Source organism: Pseudomonas sp. NY15374 (assembly GCF_048068255.1).
In the GTDB taxonomy this organism is placed as follows: domain Bacteria; phylum Pseudomonadota; class Gammaproteobacteria; order Pseudomonadales; family Pseudomonadaceae; genus Aquipseudomonas; species Aquipseudomonas machongensis.
Genome location: NZ_JBLUPZ010000011.1, coordinates 62,092 through 79,354, shown reverse-complemented (window position 1 = coordinate 79,354; position 17,263 = coordinate 62,092). Strand labels below are relative to the sequence as shown.

20 protein-coding genes are annotated in these 17,263 nt (G+C 60.8%); 3 read left to right on the top strand and 17 right to left on the bottom strand.

Going from position 1 to position 17,263, the window contains the following annotated elements:
• Positions 1–241: 241 nt before the first annotated feature.
• Positions 242–1,807: a methyl-accepting chemotaxis protein gene (locus ACNFHO_RS21480; RefSeq protein WP_063543770.1), complete on the bottom strand. Its 1,566-nt coding sequence runs from the start codon at positions 1,805–1,807 to the stop codon at positions 242–244.
• A 140-nt stretch (positions 1,808–1,947) separates the two neighbouring features.
• Positions 1,948–2,841 carry a LysR family transcriptional regulator gene (locus tag ACNFHO_RS21475; RefSeq protein ID WP_054893274.1) on the bottom strand — a complete coding sequence of 298 codons (894 nt, stop codon included), beginning with the start codon at positions 2,839–2,841 and terminating at the stop codon, positions 1,948–1,950.
• A gap of 227 nt (positions 2,842–3,068) precedes the next feature.
• Here ACNFHO_RS21475 and speB point away from each other — a divergent pair, with 227 nt between their 5' ends.
• Entirely contained in the window at positions 3,069–4,019 is a 951-nt protein-coding gene (gene speB, locus ACNFHO_RS21470) for an agmatinase (RefSeq protein ID WP_063543768.1), read from the top strand.
• A 141-nt stretch (positions 4,020–4,160) separates the two neighbouring features.
• Positions 4,161–5,540 carry a sodium:solute symporter gene (locus ACNFHO_RS21465; protein WP_063543766.1) on the top strand — a complete coding sequence of 460 codons (1,380 nt, stop codon included), beginning with the start codon at positions 4,161–4,163 and terminating at the stop codon, positions 5,538–5,540.
• Positions 5,541–5,684: 144 nt separating this feature from the next.
• Here the strand turns inward: ACNFHO_RS21465 and ACNFHO_RS21460 are convergent, their stop codons facing one another.
• Both ACNFHO_RS21460 and ptrR read right to left on the bottom strand, forming a co-directional pair.
• A complete protein-coding gene (locus ACNFHO_RS21460; RefSeq protein ID WP_256093825.1) occupies positions 5,685–5,813 on the bottom strand; it encodes a PA1414 family protein in 129 nt (42 codons plus the stop codon).
• 124 nt (positions 5,814–5,937) lie between these two features.
• Positions 5,938–6,831 carry a putrescine utilization regulator PtrR gene (gene ptrR / locus ACNFHO_RS21455; RefSeq protein WP_054893277.1) on the bottom strand — a complete coding sequence of 298 codons (894 nt, stop codon included), beginning with the start codon at positions 6,829–6,831 and terminating at the stop codon, positions 5,938–5,940.
• A 106-nt stretch (positions 6,832–6,937) separates the two neighbouring features.
• On the opposite strand from ptrR, the gene ACNFHO_RS21450 reads away from it, so the two are divergent.
• Positions 6,938–8,110, top strand: coding sequence for a YbfB/YjiJ family MFS transporter (locus ACNFHO_RS21450; protein WP_416767295.1), 1,173 nt, complete (start codon positions 6,938–6,940; stop codon positions 8,108–8,110).
• Between the two features lie 258 nt (positions 8,111–8,368).
• Here ACNFHO_RS21450 and ACNFHO_RS21445 read toward each other — a convergent pair whose 3' ends face one another.
• From ACNFHO_RS21445 to ACNFHO_RS21385, 13 genes are all read right to left on the bottom strand, one after another.
• On the bottom strand, positions 8,369–8,530 hold the full coding sequence (locus ACNFHO_RS21445; RefSeq protein ID WP_416767293.1) for a hypothetical protein: 162 nt from the start codon (positions 8,528–8,530) through the stop codon (positions 8,369–8,371).
• Positions 8,531–8,932: 402 nt separating this feature from the next.
• Entirely contained in the window at positions 8,933–9,859 is a 927-nt protein-coding gene (locus ACNFHO_RS21440; RefSeq protein WP_416767291.1) for a DMT family transporter, read from the bottom strand.
• A gap of 99 nt (positions 9,860–9,958) precedes the next feature.
• On the bottom strand, positions 9,959–10,363 hold the full coding sequence (locus tag ACNFHO_RS21435) for a hypothetical protein (protein WP_054893282.1): 405 nt from the start codon (positions 10,361–10,363) through the stop codon (positions 9,959–9,961).
• A 199-nt stretch (positions 10,364–10,562) separates the two neighbouring features.
• Complete coding sequence (locus ACNFHO_RS21430) at positions 10,563–10,826, bottom strand: hypothetical protein (protein ID WP_416767364.1); 264 nt, start codon at positions 10,824–10,826, stop codon at positions 10,563–10,565.
• A gap of 243 nt (positions 10,827–11,069) precedes the next feature.
• Positions 11,070–11,417, bottom strand: coding sequence for a hypothetical protein (locus ACNFHO_RS21425; protein ID WP_416767290.1), 348 nt, complete (start codon positions 11,415–11,417; stop codon positions 11,070–11,072).
• Between the two features lie 10 nt (positions 11,418–11,427).
• On the bottom strand, positions 11,428–12,516 hold the full coding sequence (locus ACNFHO_RS21420) for a hypothetical protein (protein ID WP_416767288.1): 1,089 nt from the start codon (positions 12,514–12,516) through the stop codon (positions 11,428–11,430).
• 590 nt (positions 12,517–13,106) lie between these two features.
• Positions 13,107–13,454 carry an immunity 8 family protein gene (locus ACNFHO_RS21415; RefSeq protein ID WP_416767286.1) on the bottom strand — a complete coding sequence of 116 codons (348 nt, stop codon included), beginning with the start codon at positions 13,452–13,454 and terminating at the stop codon, positions 13,107–13,109.
• Positions 13,455–13,462: 8 nt separating this feature from the next.
• Entirely contained in the window at positions 13,463–15,628 is a 2,166-nt protein-coding gene (locus ACNFHO_RS21410) for a DUF637 domain-containing protein (RefSeq protein WP_416767363.1), read from the bottom strand.
• A 26-nt stretch (positions 15,629–15,654) separates the two neighbouring features.
• Positions 15,655–15,897, bottom strand: coding sequence for a hypothetical protein (locus ACNFHO_RS21405; protein ID WP_416767285.1), 243 nt, complete (start codon positions 15,895–15,897; stop codon positions 15,655–15,657).
• 266 nt (positions 15,898–16,163) lie between these two features.
• Positions 16,164–16,418, bottom strand: a complete 255-nt coding sequence (locus ACNFHO_RS21400; protein WP_416767283.1) for a hypothetical protein — start codon at positions 16,416–16,418, stop codon at positions 16,164–16,166.
• Positions 16,415–16,816 carry a hypothetical protein gene (locus ACNFHO_RS21395; protein WP_416767367.1) on the bottom strand — a complete coding sequence of 134 codons (402 nt, stop codon included), beginning with the start codon at positions 16,814–16,816 and terminating at the stop codon, positions 16,415–16,417. Before ACNFHO_RS21395 ends, ACNFHO_RS21400 begins: the two co-directional genes overlap by 4 nt.
• Positions 16,728–16,913, bottom strand: a complete 186-nt coding sequence (locus ACNFHO_RS21390; RefSeq protein ID WP_416767281.1) for a hypothetical protein — start codon at positions 16,911–16,913, stop codon at positions 16,728–16,730. The genes ACNFHO_RS21395 and ACNFHO_RS21390 overlap by 89 nt, the downstream gene beginning before the upstream one ends.
• Before the next feature lie 75 nt (positions 16,914–16,988).
• Positions 16,989–17,189 carry a hemagglutinin repeat-containing protein gene (locus ACNFHO_RS21385; RefSeq protein WP_416767362.1) on the bottom strand — a complete coding sequence of 67 codons (201 nt, stop codon included), beginning with the start codon at positions 17,187–17,189 and terminating at the stop codon, positions 16,989–16,991.
• Between the last annotated feature and the right edge of the window lie 74 nt (positions 17,190–17,263).

Below are 17,263 nucleotides of genomic sequence, written 5' to 3'. Positions count from 1 at the left end.
ATATGCCGGAAATCGGGGCCCGCCTTGCGGGCCATTCGCGGGACAAGTCAGGACGCCGAACCGCCGCTCCCACAGGACAGCACCACGCGCCTCGAATGCGGCGCTGTCCTGTGGGAGCGGGCTCGTCCCGCGATGGGCCGAGCAGCGGCCCCAGGATCTGTGCAGCTACACAGGATGCAGGGGCTGCTACAGCAGATCGCAGTACCTGGCAGGAGCAGGTTTGTCGGCGTCGCCATCCCCTCTAACGATTGAACCGCTCCGCCAGGCTATGCAGGTACTCCGCCATCCGCTCCAGGTCCTGGCTGATCTCGGCGCCCTGCTTCGCCTGCCCAGCGCTTTCGTCGCACAGGTGGGCAATGCGCACGATCTGCTGGTTGATATCCTCCGCCACATGGCTCTGCTGCTCGGACGCAGTCGCCATCTGCTGGCTCATACCGGTAATGCGGCTCACCGCCTGGACGATGCCTGTCAGTGCCGACTGCACCGCCTCGACGCTGTGCACGCTGTCGCGGGAAATCTGCTCACCGCGGCTGGCGCTGCTCACCGCACGCTCGGCACCGGCCCGCAGCGAGGCGATGATCTGGTGGATTTCCTCGGTGGAGGTGCGGGTGCGCTGGGCCAGCGAACGCACCTCGTCGGCCACCACCGCAAAGCCCCTGCCCTGCTCCCCGGCACGCGCCGCTTCGATTGCGGCATTGAGCGCCAGCAGGTTGGTCTGCTCGGCGATCGAGGTGATCACATCCACCACACTGCCGATCGACTGGGTCTGCTCGGCCAGGGCATTGACCGCCTGGCCGATGTCGTTCACCGCCTCACTCATGCTGCCCATGGCCCGCAGGCTCTGCTGGGCCAGGTCACTGCCCTGCTGCGCAAGCTGGTCGGCATCGCCGGCCGCATGGGCGGTGCTCTGCACGTTATGGGTGACCTGCTGGATGGTCGCCGCCATCTGCGCGATGGCGGTGGCCGACTGGTCGGTTTCGCTGCGCTGCCGGTCGAGCATCTGCGCCTGGGCATCAGACAGTTCCGCTGACTGTGCGGCCCGAGACTTGACCCCAACGCCAGCGTCCACCAGCCGCGTGAGCGCAGTCTGCAGACGTGCCTCTTCGCTGATGATCGCCAGGTCGAGCTGGCCGCGCAGACCGGGGTTGTCACTGTAGGTCAGGGCAACCAGCGGGCTGGTGAAGGCCTTGGGATGCTCGGCCAGGGTACGGCGGATGGCCTGGTTCTGCCGGTGCTCGATCAGGTACCAGGCACTGAACAGGCTGACCATCAGCAGGCCCAGCGCCGCATAGGGCGGTAGCCACAGGTAGCCTGCCGCCGCAATCAGCCCGGCACCCACCAGTGGCCAGCCAGTCCCCAGGCCATGCGCCAGCCGCGCCGCCCAGGGCACTGGCGAGCGTTCGGCCCGCAGGCGTGCGTATAACGCTTCGGCACGACGAATCTGTTCGCGGGTCGGCACCGAACGCACCGATTCGTAGCCACTGATGCGGCCGTTCTCGTAGACCGCCGTGACATAGGCGCTGACCCAGTAGAAATCGCCGTTCTTGGCGCGGTTCTTCACCACCCCCATCCACGGCTTGCCCTGCTTGATGGTTTCCCACATATGGCCGAACACCGACGGCGGCATGTCGGGATGGCGCACCAGGTTGTGCGGCTGCCCCACCAACTCGTCGTAGGTGAATCCGCTGATTGCCACGAACGCATCGTTGCAGTAGGTGATCCGGCTGTTCAGGTCGGTGGTGGAAATCAACCGCTGCTCGCTGGAGAACGTTCTTTCATGCTCGGTTACGGGCAGATTCGTGCGCATCTCGGGCGGTCCTTGCTTGTGTAGATGAGAGGGAAATTTCATCAAAGCAAGTAAAGGTTTAGCAGAGCTTTTTCACGTGCGAGATCAGCATTTGTAAGAAAAGTTCCCGACCTGACGGAATGTGTTTTCGGCAATGCCGATCAGCCCACATTCAATTGCGACTTGAGCAGGTCGCGGAAGGTCTGGATCAACGGTTCGCGGCTGCGCCCACGCCGGATGATCAAAGAGAATGGCGCCTGGTAGCCGAAGGTAGACGGCGATAACACCCGCAGATCACCTTTGTCGGCCCAGGCCTGGGCATAGTGCTCGGGCAGGTAACCGATGTAGGCACCGGACAGGATCAGGATCAACTGCGCCTCCATGCTTTCCACGGTCGCGGCGCTGTGCTTGAAGCCGTGACGAGCCAGCTCCGCCTGGCTCCAGTAACCGCGCCCGACCATGCGCTGCTGGGTGATGACTTGCGCCGGAATGCGCCGCTCGTTGAACAGCGGGTGGCGGCTGCTGCAGTACAGCCAGTGCTGCTCGCGGTACAACGGCTGGTACACCAGGCCGCTCATGCGCGAAGAAAAGGCGCCGATGGCCAGGTCCAGGCGGTTGTCCTGCACACCCAGCTGCAGCTCGTAAGGGCTGGAAACCGACAGGTGCAAGTGCACGGCCGGGTGCTCCTGGCTGTAGGCGCCGATCGCCTCGGCCAGGGGCAGCGCGCGATCGCCGACGGTGGAGTCGATCACCCCCAGGTTGAGGGTGCCGCGCAGCTCACCCTTGAGCGCCGCAGCGTATTGCTCGAAACCATCGAGCTCGCCCAGCAGGCGCAAGGTCTCCTGGTGGAACAGCTCACCCTTGCTGGTCAGGCTGAAACCACCACGGCCGCGGTGGCACAGCACCAGGCCCAGGGCACTTTCCAGCTGGCTCATGTAGGTGCTGATGGCCGACGTGGAAAGGTTGAGGTCACGCTGGGCGTTGGCGAAACCTTGGTGACGCACCACGCTGACGAAGATGCGCAGCAGTTTCAGGTCGGGCAGCGATGAGGCCATGGCGCACAGGTTCCGCAGAGTGGAAATCCGTCAGAGTCTACCGCGCCTTCGTCGCGATAGTTCAGAAATTCCTGAAGTAAGTATTTGTCGGTAGCGATTCTTCCGGCGCACTACCTTGCGCAGACTTGGCCGAAATGTCCCTGGTCGCCGGCGCCTTCGCGCTTGCCGAGCGTGCCGCGACACAGGTTCGAACAAACAGAACAATCGACCGACTGATGAGGCCCACCGTGGACAAGATTCTCCACCAACCACTGGGCGGCAACGAAATGCCGCGTTTCGGCGGCATCGCCACCATGCTCCGCCTCCCCCACCTGCAAAGCGCCGAAGGCCTGGACGCCGCCTTCATCGGCGTGCCGCTGGACATCGGCACCTCGCTGCGCTCCGGTACCCGCTTCGGCCCGCGGCAGATCCGCGCCGAATCGGTGATGATCCGCCCGTACAACATGGCCACCGGCGCCGCCCCGTTCGACTCGCTGTCGGTCGCCGACATCGGTGACGTGGCGATCAACACCTTCAACCTGCTCGACGCCGTACGCATCATCGAAGAAGCCTACGACGAGATCCTCGAACACAACGTCATCCCCATGACCCTGGGTGGCGACCACACCATCACCCTGCCGATCCTGCGCGCCCTGCATAAGAAGCACGGCAAGATCGGCCTGGTGCACATCGACGCCCACGCCGACGTCAACGATCATATGTTCGGCGAGAAGATCGCCCACGGCACCACCTTCCGCCGCGCCGTCGAGGAAGGCCTGCTGGACTGCGACCGCGTGGTGCAGATCGGCCTGCGCGCCCAGGGCTATACCGCCGATGACTTCAACTGGAGCCGCCGCCAGGGCTTCCGTGTGGTGCAGGCCGAAGAGTGCTGGCACAAATCGCTGGAGCCGCTGATGGCCGAAGTGCGCGAGAAGGTCGGCGGTGGCCCGGTGTACCTGTCGTTCGACATCGACGGCATCGACCCGGCCTGGGCGCCAGGCACCGGCACCCCGGAAATCGGCGGCCTGACCACCATCCAGGCGATGGAAATCATCCGCGGTTGCCACGGCCTGGACCTGATCGGCTGCGACCTGGTCGAGGTCTCGCCACCGTACGACACCACCGGCAACACCTCGCTGCTGGGCGCCAACCTGTTGTTCGAAATGCTCTGCGTGCTTCCCGGCGTAGTGCGTCGCTGATCACCTGAAACACCTGCAATACCCAGGCAGGAGCCGTGGGACAGGGCCATAGAGGCCCGCCAACACTCGATGAGGAGCGCCGGACGCGGTGAGAGCGTCCGAGCGATCGATCTCGCATAATAAAGATAATCGGAGACACCCATGGCCTTGGACATCATTGTTGTACTGATCTACGCCGCTGGCATGCTCGGGCTTGGCTGGTACGGCATGCGGCGCGCGAAGACCCACGAAGACTACCTGGTCGCCGGACGCAATCTCGGCCCGACCCTCTACATGGGCACCATGGCCACCACCGTGCTCGGCGGTGCATCCACCGTCGGCACCGTGCGCCTGGGCTATGTCCACGGCATTTCCGGTTTCTGGCTGTGCGCGGCCCTGGGCCTGGGCATCATCGCCCTGAACCTGTTCCTCGCCAAACCGCTGCTGCGCCTGCGCATCTTCACCGTGACCCAGGTCCTGGAGCGCCGCTACAACCCGATGGCGCGCCAGGCCAGTGCAGTGATCATGCTGGCCTACGCGTTGATGATCGGCGTGGTCTCCACGCTGGCCATGGGCACCGTGCTGCAAGTGCTGCTCGATGTGCCGTTCTGGATGGCCTTGCTGTTCGGCGGTGGCGTGGTGGTGGTCTACTCGACCATCGGCGGCATGTGGTCGCTGACCCTCACCGACATCGTGCAGTTCGTCATCAAGACCGTGGGCCTGATGTTCATCCTCCTGCCGGTGTGCCTGTACAAGGCCGGTGGCTGGGATGCACTGGTGGCCAAGCTGCCGGCGGCGAGCTTCCAGCTCACCACCATCGGCTGGGACACCATCATCACCTACTTCCTGATCTACTTCTTCGGCATCCTGATCGGCCAGGACATCTGGCAGCGTGTGTTCACCGCACGTGACGAGAAAGTCTGCCAGCGCGCTGGCACCGCCGCAGGCGTGTACTGCGTGATCTACGGCCTGGCCTGCGCGCTGATCGGCATGGCCGCCCACGTGCTGATGCCAGACCTGGCCAACCCGAACAACGCCTTCGCCGAGATGATCAAGACCACCCTGCCCGACGGCATCCGTGGCCTGCTGATGGCGGCGGCACTGGCGGCGATGATGTCGACCGCAAGCGCCGGCCTGCTGGCGGCGTCCACCACCCTGACCGAAGACCTGCTGCCCAAGCTGCGTGGTGGCAAGCGCTCGAGCCTGGGCGTGAACCGCCTGTTCACGCTGCTCACTGGCGTGGCCGTGCTGGTGATCGCCCTGGCGGTGAACGATGTGATCAGTGCCCTGACCCTGGCCTACAACCTGCTGGTCGGTGGCATGCTGATCCCGCTGATCGGGGCGATCTTCTGGAAACGCGCGACCACCCCGGGCGCAATCGCCAGCATGTCGCTGGGCTTTGCCACCGCGCTGTTCTTCATGTTCAAGGACGGCCTGGATGCCAACTCGCCGATCTACTACAGCCTGGCGGTGGGCCTGGTGAGCTTTGTCGTGGTCAGCCTGATGTCGCGTAAACCGACGGCGGCGGTGAACCTGGCCTGATCTCCAGAGTGGGCTTGGATGAGCAAACCCGCCTCCTTCTGTAGGAGCGGGCTTGCCCGCGAAAGCCCCCCCACAAATCCCTCTGCAAAAACGCAAAAGGCCGCCGCATCCCCCAAGGATGCAGCGGCCTTTTTCCTGCGCTAATCAGCGCCGACGCGGCTGGCGCTTGCGCTGTTCTTCGTCGGTGGGGATCGGTACCGGTTGCAATGGCGGCGGTACCAAGCCAAGGGCGACGGCAAGGTCGTGGAGCCAGTTGTACATGCGCTTGTTCATAGTGCCCCCTTCACGGGTCAGCCTTGCGGCAAATCAGTCCTGCGATGCTTCATACAGATCATAGTCCCATGTTCTGTACATCGCCTGCGTCTAACCTTACAGATATGGGCGATTTTGCCGCAGATCAAGCGGAAACGCCGTACTCCGACAGCCGGTTTACTGTTTCACCTTGTTGCAGGTCGATCCACGCCTGCAAATTCGCCCCGCACATACCCTGGCGCCACATCAGCCAGGTCTCGGCATGATCGAACGGCGCCTGCAGCGGATGCGCGCTGACCCGCTCGCGGCCCGGCAGGCTGTCGAGCATCGACTGCGACATCATCGCCACCCCCGCCCCCGCGATCACGCACGCCAGCATGCCCTGGTACGACTCGATCTCCATCACTCGCCCCATTGGCGTGTGGTCGTGCGCATACCAGGCCTCCAGACGCATGCGGTAGGCACACCCCTGGCGGAACGTGAACACCGAACGCCCGGCCACATCACGCGCACTGTGCACCGGTGGATGCTCAGGGCTGGTGATCAGCACCAGCCGTTCCTCGCACAACGGCACGCCATCGAGCCCGGCCAGCCCCGGCGGGCCATCCACCAACGCGGCGTCCAGGCGGCGCTCGAGCAGGCCCTGCAACAACTCGCCACTGGGCGCGGCCTGCACCTGCAGGTTCACTGCCGGATAGGCCTGATGGTACCGCGCAAGCAACGCCGGAAGCTGGATGGCCGCCGTGCTGTACATGGTCCCGATGATGAAGTCCCCGGCTGGCTGACCGCCCTGCACCGCCGCCATGGCTTCATCGCGCAGTACCGAAAGCCTGTGCGCATAGTCCAGCAACACTTTGCCGGCCGGCGACAGTTGCAAGCGCTGACGCTCGCGCAGGAACAACTCGACGCCCAGCTGCTCCTCGAGCTGACGCAGGCGCGTCGACAGGTTCGACGGCACCCGGTGCAGGCGCTCGGCGGCGCGAGTCACTGAACCCTCCTCGGCGACGGCCTGGAAGATTCGCAATTGGCTGAAGTCCACGACATTCTCCAAAACAGAACAACTTTATCATCATTATTCAATTTTATTGAAAGTCAAGAACTCCTAACCTGCCATCCATCGTTTACCACTGCGCAGGAGTCTTACCATGTCGCCCCTACTGCAACTCATGGCCAGTGCCGTCGCACTGATGATGGCCATGGGCATCGGCCGCTTCGCCCTGACCCCGCAGATGCCCCGCCTGATTGCCGAGGGCCAGTTCGACCTGACCGCAGGCGGCCTGGTGGCCGCTGCCAACTATCTCGGCTATTTCATGGGTGCCGTGGACGGCATGTTCGCCCGCCACCCGCACCAGGTGCGCCTGCGCCTGCATGCCGGGCTGTGGTTGTGCGTGCTGCTGACCCTGGCCTCCTGGGCTGCCAACGGATTCTGGAGCCACCTGCTGCTGCGCTTCGGCACCGGTGTGGCAAGCGCCTGGGCATTGGTGATGCTGACCAGCCTCAGCCAGCACGTGGCCAGCAGCCATGGTCGCGCGCGACTCGGCGCCTTGGTGTTCGCAGGCCCAGGCGTGGGGATCGCCGTCACCGGTTTCCTCGCGCTCGGTGCGCACCTGCTCAGCCTCGATTCGGCGGCGCTGTGGTTGGTGTACTCGGTGGCCGCGCTGGTGATGCTGCTGGCTGTGCTGCCGTGGCTGCCGCGCGCCCATCTGCTGACGCCCGCGCCCAGCACAGCAGCAGCGCAGGCTCATCCACGCCAGGGCGGCATCGCCCGTCTGGCGGTGGTCTATGCGTTGTACGGCATCGGCTACATCCTCCCCGCCACCTTCCTCTCGCAGATGGCCAGCCAGCAATTCCAGGGGCAGTGGCTTGCCGACCTGTTCTGGCCCGGCTTCGGCCTTGCCGCAGCGCTTGGCGTGGTGATCGTCAGCCTGCGCGGCCCGGGTCGCACCAGCGTCTGGCTGACCGCCACACTCTGGCTGCAAGCCTTGGGCGTGCTGGCCTGCCTGCTGGGCGGCGGTATCGGACTGGGGCTCGGGGTACTGCTGTGCGGTGCGCCGTTCCTGGCCTGCATGCAGTTGGTGATGCAGCGTTCGCGAGAGCTCGCGCCCCACGCCACCCAGCGCAACGCCGGCCTGCTGACCGCCTGCTTCGCCCTCGGCCAACTCAGCGGACCCTTGCTGGCCGCGCTGAGCAACCACTTCAGCGGCGGGCTGCAACCCGCACTGTTGCTGGCGGCTGCAGGGCTGGGGGTCGCCGGGTTGCTGGTGGCGACAAGCAGGTCGGATCAACGCGCCGCAGAGCAACTGGCGACCCCTGTATAGGAGCAGCTGTCTTGCTCAAAACCTAAAGACCAGCCCAATCCCTGTGGGAGGGGCGGTTCGGCGCCCCGACTTGCCCGCGAACACGGGCGTAGCCCGTGCCAGGCAGCGCGATATCTTTTTCGCGGGCAAGCCCGCTCCTACAGGGTCGAGGCGGTTTCATAGCCGGGCTATGGCCTCAATGCACCGAGTTACGCCCAACCTCCAGGTCGTTCAGCAACGCCTTCGCCATCGCGCTCAGGTAGTGCAGTGCGGTGATGCTCACCGGGTCACCTGTTCCTGCTCGCTCAATTCGCGGACACAGCCAAGGATCACCGACACTTCTTCCAGCACCCGCTCGAAAGGAATGCCAGGCTGTACGCGGTACATGTCCAGGAAAGTCGCCACACCAGCGGTGGTGTAGCCATCGGATAGATCAGTCATGGTCACGTTTCCTCACTGTGGTGTGGGGAACGTGCGTAAGGCGGGGTGGATCGGGGACGAGCTTTTTCATGGGGTCAAATCTCACGTCTGGTCAGAGATATCACCACCCCACTCTTTCTCACGGAATTAGGGTGGCAACCGTGCACGGAGTGAGAAACCGAGGACGTGAGAGCCCGGCCGGACCGAAGCCCGTCCGCACACGGCTGCCATAAAGAAGTGCCGCTGCCACGTCGTCGGGTTTCTCACGCCCGGTCGCCAAATGACGACCCGGCGAAGTTATCCCTGACGCATTTCCACGACAATTAAGACGCTTCCGCAAGCCGCGTAGGATAGATCCTAACGACTCAAAACCTGACACCGGCGCCCGAGAATTAGGAAAAATCAGACACGCTACAGCCCGCCTTACCCCACCACCCGGCGCAACTGCCGCCGCACCCAAGGCTCGGCACTCACCAGCACCACACCACCGAGCACCATCAGCGCCCCCACCACGAAGTTCACGCTCAGCGGCTCATCCAGCAACAGCACCCCGAACGTCACCCCGAACAACGGCGTGATGAATGAAAACACCGCCAGGTTCGACGCCAGGTATTGGCGCAGCAACCAGAACCAGGTCAGGTAACTGAAGAACGACACCACCAACCCCTGGAACAGCACGCTGCCCAGTGCCAACGGCGTGAACGACACCGCACCGATCTGCCCGCTGAACAACGCCATCAGCAGCAAGCCGACGAAGCCCACCATCAGTTGGTAGAACAGCGTCAAGGTCGCCGGCGCCTCCGACAGCCGCGAAGCCCGCACCACCACCGTGGTCGCACCCCACATCAGCCCCGCCAGCACCGCCATGGCATCGCCGAGCAGCACCCGCCCATCGAGTTGACCCAGCGACAGCCCGCCCGCAAAGGCCAGGGCGATCCCGGCAAACGCCAGCGCAATCCCCAGCCACTGCAACAAACGCAGACGCTCGCTGGGCAACATGAAGTGCAGCCCCAGCGCGGTGAACACTGGGGCCGTGTAGAGAAATACCGACATATGCGCCGCCGAGGTCAGCTTCAGCCCCTCGGCGATGAACAGAAACTCCAGCCCGAACAACGCCCCGGCCAGCAAACCCGCGCGCCAGGTGCTGCCCAACTGCGCCCAGCCGCCCCGCCAGCACATCAGCAGCCCGACCAGCACCGCAGCGATGCCGGAGCGAAACGCCGCCTGCATCACCGGCGCGATATCCACGGCAGCCCATTTGATCATCACCTGCTGGGAGCCCCAGATCAGGCACAACCCCAGCATCACCTGCAGGGCAAAGGCGTCGGTGTTCTTGCGGGCCGCGCTCATGGGCGGGCCTCGTAGCGGGTCAGGGGCATGGGCAACGCTCGGCAGTCGGAAAATGGATCCATTGCCGATTATCGGTGCGCCCGCCCCGCTGATACCAGCCTAAATCGCACCTGGTGTGATCTGCGGCTTGCTCGAGACCTGATCGAAGGTGGACTCATCCAGCGCATCTGCCTGCTGATCCAGCTTCAAGCGTGGGCTGTCCGCTCCTGGAATCGCGCTGTCGATGAGGCTGAGCAGGCGCGAGCCGCGCTCGGTGAGCACGAAGTTCTCACCATTGCCGCCATCCTCTTCAGGCCGGCTTTCGATGAATCCGCGCTGGAACAGCAGCTTTTCGTATTCACAGGCGCGGGTTTTCAGCTGATCCAGATCGCCCACCGGCTGGCCTTTGGCGGCCATCGCCGCAGCATGCTGCTCGGCGTAGGGGCGTGGCGTGAAGCTTTGACCTGCGCCGTTCTGCACCTCGTGCAGCAAGCGTTCGATCAGGTCCCAGTCGTAGGTGCTCATGGCAGTGGCCTCTTGCTGTGGACGGTGGGTACACGGCATGGGACCGGAGGCGTTGGAGGTCCGTTCAAATCATTGACAGTACACGGTTGGAACCGGCTCGGGGCCTGCGAACAGGTATCTACGGCACTTCAAACCTGCTCACGGGTTACAGCTCCCCCGAACTCGAGACAAGTCTTGTCTCCAGAAACCTCAAAACAAATCAACGCGGCTCATCTGAGCTGTGCTGAATAGCCGAAAGCTGCGCCAGCCGCGACAAAGCACGGCCATAACCCGTTAGCAGTTGCTTTTGCACCGAGTTAGTCCGAAATCTCGTCCACAAATGGCTCAACTGCGACCTGTTAATTCCAGATGGAATATCTGGACCAGAGTTCATATTAATAACCGCTACATTCTTCTGATGGAAACTCTGAATCACTTCCGCAATAGAACCACCCTGAGTCTGCAACATATGATGGAAGTTTATTTCCCCCCATCTGTTCCATATGGTGCCAACCCATTCTCCATAAGCTGTTTATTGATTAATCCAGTTTGCGAATCAACCCTACCTGGGTCAATCAAGTCATTCCGCTGATAAACCTTATTCCTGTTGTACTGGATTGGCTCTTGAGACCAATATTTTCTCTGCTGCCCAAAGTAAGTGCCGGCCTCTTTTGCAAGGCTTGCAGTTGCTTTTGCACCAATCTGGCAGCAAATTAAAGGATCACAGTTACGTTTTACGCAATGTCCACCACCGACAGTTCAAATCAGGTTCAAATGTAACCACAGCTTCTGAAATTGAATCACAGATATCAAAGACAACACGGACTCCCGCCTCTGAACCATCACGCACGACTTCGATAGACTTCACGTTTTCTGAAGAAATGATAGCTAGCTCCTGCTTGGCGAGTTTCAACACAACCTGAAAGGACTCCATAACCGCGCTAAAAGAAAAATCTATTTCAAGATCGCTATTTTTGGATTCCACTTTATAACGGCATAAAGCCAAACTTTGGTCGACCTCAATAGGTTCGATACCAAACTCCTCCAAAAAATCATCCTCGCTAGGAAATTCCATTACTGCATCCTCAGTGAAGTGGTATGAGCGTGCTCAGTTTACGAGTTCCATCATCGAGAAACTGGAACGTGCTCTGGAAGTTAGCAGCCTTGCCCGACGGCCCCACGAATAACGACTCTTTAACCTCGAATTTTCCGTACTGGTTTGAGAACGTGTTTATCACATTACCTTCGGTTTTAGCCGAAAGCGCCAAGTGATCCGTTAACATCTGGCGACCAGCAGCATTGTCAGGAACACCAAGCCTCTTCATTTCCAGCGCAAGCTGATTCGAACGTGGAGCGTTATGGGAGTTACTGGCTACTCTGCCAAAAAGGTAATCAAACTTACCAGGCGCAATTTCGATACCTTTTGCCCCCCCCCCCGCCTTCCCAGCCGCAATCTCCCGCTCCGCCGCCGCCAACCCTGCAAGGTTCCCACCTTCCTTGGGCACCAACGCCGACTCGCTATAGAAATACAGCTTTCCATCCGGCGCGACAAACTCAAAATTGCCCGTGCGCAGGTTCACTACCGCCGTATACCCCTCCGGCGCCACCACGTTCGCACCAACCCCTGAACCATCGCGGTAATACGACGGCAACCCCGGCACCTGCCTGCCCGTCGCGCCGCCCACCGCTTCGGCAATGGCCTCGCGCTCGGCCACCGTCTTGCTCACCTGCCCCAGCTTCCCGGCTTTGCCGACCGGTACCAGGTTCATCACGAACTTGGTCTGCCACTCCGCTTCCACCCGCGCCGCAGCCGTAGGATCGCCCTGCAGCCGATACAGGGTCGCCTCGGCGCGCATGTCCTGCCATTCCTGCACCACCGCTTCAGGATGACTCAAGGAGTTGATCAACTGGTGAGACACCTGCGAGGCGGTGTTCTGGGTGTCGGTCAGCAACCCCTTGCCCAGGCCATACAAGCCTTTGAGCATGTCCCCCAGCGCCGTGCCTACACCCGCCACCGAACCCAGCGTTTCTGCCGTGGGGTCGTACTTGCCGAAGTTCAGGTTATTGGCGTAATACGCGGCGTACTCGGGGTCCCCCCCAGGGCGCAGGAACTCGCGATTCTTGGTGGAATCATTGAACTCGGCGCTATGCGTGCTCGCATAGTCCTTGAGCAACGCTACGGTATGCTGCGCGGTGTACTGCGGAGCAGAATATGCTAGACAACCATCCACTTAAATACCAACGACTCCACCAGAGTCTGGCACGTTTAGGATGCGCTCGGCTTCGTCGCCGCTGGGAATATGCTTCGGCAAACGCTGCTCCATCCTCGATAGATTGAGGTCGGACGCCGGGTTGTAAAGAATACGGTTGGTTTTGGTCAGCCACTTGAACCATACCCGAATCGGCGTGATGCGCACTGTTTGCGCTACGTGCTGACAGCGCTTCGCCTCGGCTTTTCGATATAAAAAGATGCCGCTGGTAGCAATCTAGGATTGGTCGGGTAATCTCTTGTGGCCGGGTCAAACCGCGCTCTGGTCAGCAGCAGGAAACCACTGTGCGTAAACGTGGCCCCGCTCCGAAATGGCAACAGCAACTGGAAGCTATCGACCAGCCACCTAAAAGCTAACAGAAATTAGTTACGCAGATGCTGGTTGCCCTGATCGCTCAGGCCACGACCAAGGCGAGCAGCGAAGGGGGAGGTTTTGCAGTAAGCAGATAAAACAACACCGGCGCAGCGCCGGTGTTAGATAAATAATCCTATTGATTAGGATTGATAATCATCAAATTCCCAGGAAAATGCCTTCCCTAGCTTTATCACAATAGTTTCCCAACTGTCCCCCTCGCAGCGACTCACATATTCATGAATCAATCCATTAATAGTCGAAAGATCATATTCTCGAACAATTAATAGACCTCTCCCCCAACGAGGCTCCCACATTGTCTCCTCTAGCCACTTTGGAGTGCAAATTAAAAGCTCAAAATCATCTGCCCCTTGCGTGCAGTCAAGCCCAATTTGAATACGAAGACTCAAAGAAAAGTTGTCTAACTTTTCGGGAGCGTAGGTCGCGACATCAAAAACATCATTAGAAACACCTTTTATAACAGCACGCATCATTCCTCCTAGTCAGCCACATTCAGATGCCCGTTACTTACTTTTATGCGCTGACCTGTTATCGGGTTGATGTTATAATTTTCAAAATTGGCTTGCACACCTGTCGTTGCAAAAGATGAATTTTTAGATGTTGGCGGCCTATATACACGAGTACCGTCTGCGCTAATAAAACCAAGCCCATCACTTGTTTTTGTTGCCCCATCTCCAACCCAGATCTTACCCAACTGATTAGCTTCGGAAGATGTGCCTTGGCCTATAGAGAAGTTCGGATTTTTCGTTCCACTGCCGTTCACAGCCGCAGCCAATCTTGCATCCTGAGCAGCAATACTCCTCAGGTTTTCTTGTATCAGTTGATCCTTCAGCTTTGGATACAAGGCCGCATTTTCAGCGCCGGAGGCTGCGCCTTTTGCCCCACCCCCCGCCTTCCCAGCCGCAATCTCCCGCTCCGCCGCCGCCAATCCCGCAAGGTTCCCACCTTCCTTGGGCACCAACGCCGACTCGCTATAGAAATACAGCTTTCCATCCGGCGCGACAAACTCAAAATTGCCCGTGCGCAGGTTCACTACCGCCGTATACCCCTCCGGCGCCACCACGTTCGCACCAACCCCTGAACCATCGCGGTAATACGACGGCAACCCCGGCACCTGCCTGCCCGTCGCGCCGCCCACCGCTTCGGCAATGGCCTCGCGCTCGGCCACCGTCTTGCTCACCTGCCCCAGCTTCCCGGCTTTGCCGACCGGTACCAGGTTCATCACGAACTTGGTCTGCCACTCCGCTTCCACCCGCGCCGCAGCCGTAGGATCGCCCTGCAGCCGATACAGGGTCGCCTCGGCGCGCATGTCCTGCCATTCCTGCACCACCGCTTCAGGATGACTCAAGGAGTTGATCAACTGGTGAGACACCTGCGAGGCGGTGTTCTGGGTGTCGGTCAGCAACCCCTTGCCCAGGCCGTACATGCCTTTGAGCATGTCGCCCAGCGCCGTGCCTACACCCGCCACCGAACCCAGCGTTTCTGCCGTGGGGTCGTACTTCCCGAAGTTCAGGTTATTGGCGTAATACGCGGCGTACTCGGGGTCCCCCCCAGGGCGCAGGAACTCGCGATTCTTGGTGGAATCATTAAACTCGGCGCTATGCGTGCTCGCATAGTCCTTGAGCAATGCCACGGTCTGCTGCGCGGTGTACTGCTTGCCCGCCTCCCCCACCATAGGCACGTCACCATTGGCGCGGCTCACGTCGAGGCTGTCCGCCATTGGCGCCAGCGCCTGGCCGAGGTGCGCCAGGGTACTGGCGTCGATGCTCCTGCCATTGGCGGTAATCGCCTGCCGCCACTCGTTGTCGGTGTAGTAGGCCAAGGCTTCGGCCATGCGCCGCTCCGCCTCGGCGGGGCTGATACCTAGCTCCTGGGCGAGTGCAGGTGCCTGCTTCTTGATCTGGACCACCTCTTTCGGATGCGCCTGCCGGTTGTAGCGGTCGGCCATCTGGGCGATCCAAGCACCTTTCTCGACGTCGCCGTTGACCAGCCCCGCCGCAGCGAGGCCGGTGAGTTGCGAGAAGGTATCGCGCAGCGCAGGCTGCTTCTTGTAGAGCTCCTCCAGCGCCCCCGCCATGGCGGCGTTGGCCCCGGCAGCCGTCGCTCCGCTGGCGAAGTCGCCGCCGGAGGCCACAGAAACGGCGCCCCCTGCCAACGCGTGCAAGGCTACACGGCCTGCGCCACCTTCCTGCCACAACGCGATAGCGGCGGCATCGCTGCGGCTTTCTGCGTCGGCCAGGTTCTTCGTTGCGAGGTTGCCGATGGCATTGAAGGCCGAGGCTGCGACGACGTTGGACGCCTGTGACACCAATGCGTCGAGCAGGTTGTCGCTCAGGCTCCCACCGTTCACCACGGTCTTGATCGCACCCGAGGTCACACCGATCGCACCGGCCCGCAGGCCGAAGCCACCTATGCCTTCGAGCTTGCTCAGGTCAAAGCCATAAGTACGGCTGAAGCCTGCATTGTCGCCGCTGAACTTGGGATCGATGTAGCCAGCGGTGACGCCGGTCACCAGGCCGGAGATCACCGCGCCCTTCAGGCTGTCGCTGCTGAAGGTATCCTTGACCACCAACCCCAGGTTGCCGCGGTTGTTGATGGCGCTGATCGCCGCATTGCTGGTCAAGCCGGTCAGCCCGGCCGTCACCGCCGCATTGGCCCAACCAATCCCGCTCAGGGCAGCGCCGGTACCTGCTGCCCAGGCACCACCAGCGGTGGTCGCGGTAACGGGCTGGCAAGCGTGATCGGCGTGCTCGCCCAAGGCTGTGCAGTGGACCAGTGCAACCCGTCTGCGGCCCCTCCTACCTGGCTCGACGTGCCTTGGCCGGCGGCCACTTCGCCGCTGCGGCTGGGCAGTTTACCCGGCCCTTGGGCCTGATCGATGGCGGCCACGCGCACGCGCGACACTTGAAGCAACCGACGGAGCTCCGAGGGCGAAACCAATCTTTGAATTTATTAAGCCCAATTGAATCAAGGGCAATAAATTTCATCTCACCTTTTCGATACGACACATTCGAAGTCTTTAGCTTTCCAAGCCCTTGAATTACATCACGCTCTATTCTTGCGCCTATAAGCGAACTGATCCGACCAAATACACAATTGGCATCCTAGATAAATTTAGACCCCCACAAATTCCGCCCCTCTAAAGCCCAGACAACCCCAACACAACCACAAATTAAAAATCAGTCGCTGCGCTTTTTTTTAACCTCTGCCACCTTTGACCTCACCCATATCCCTAAAGCGACTGGAACCCCGCAAGACAACCCAACAAGAATAGACTTATGAATATCCTCCCAACCAAATACCCAATAATCAAACTTATAATAACCAATAATCGCCCCCACAAGATGCGCCAATATGCCAATTACAAGAAAAAGCAATACAGAATACACCAACAACATAGCCATCAATAAAAACCCAACTCTTTCCAGCTTCACTTTTTATCCCCTACAGAACTGATTTTTCCCCCGATGACTTCGGAAAACACAGAACCAACTACGTTGCCGTATATATCAGCTTCTTCTCCGACAACTGGCTTTAACTGACCAGACACTACTTGACCTCCTTTAAAACCCATCAAGCCACCCAGAGCTGCGCCCAGAAGTGAGTACGTCGGATCTTCACCCTTGATCAAACTTCCTAAATAAGACCCACCCGCCCCAGCACCGAGAGTGAACCCTAACCCTCTGCCTTGAGTGGCCCCTCCAACAGTAGCGGCAATTGATGCATCCACGTAACTAAACGGCTTATCGGTGGATGGCTGATAACCGATATTTGCTCCGCCGGAAATTGCCGCACCTGATACGACACCTGCAACACCGGTCGCTGGCGCCACTCTCCTGATGCAGGTCCTTGACCGCCTCGAACGTCATCGCGCCGCCACCGTCAATGGTTAGGTCATTACCCGAGGCAAGCTTCGCCCCCTGGTACAACTGATCGCCGCCGCTCTTGAGCGTCAGGTTGCCACCGCTGCTAACTTCGCTGCCCAGCGCCTTGACGTCGGTGACTTAGTCGCGCTGGGTCTGCTTGCTGCCCCAGCCGTCTTTCTTGCTCATGTCGTACAGCGAGCACTGGCTGTCGTTGGCCGCAGCAGCCAGGGTCAGGTCGCGGCCGGCCTGCAGGGCCAGGTCGCGGCGTGCCTCGACTTCGCTGACAACCATGCTCAGGTCCTCGCGTGCTGTGGCGGTGAGGTTGCCGCCTGCGCTGATCTCGCTGCCGTACTACCCGCACGCGCCAGTTTTCATTGAGCCATATAGGTCAAGAAAATTCATGAGCAGCGATT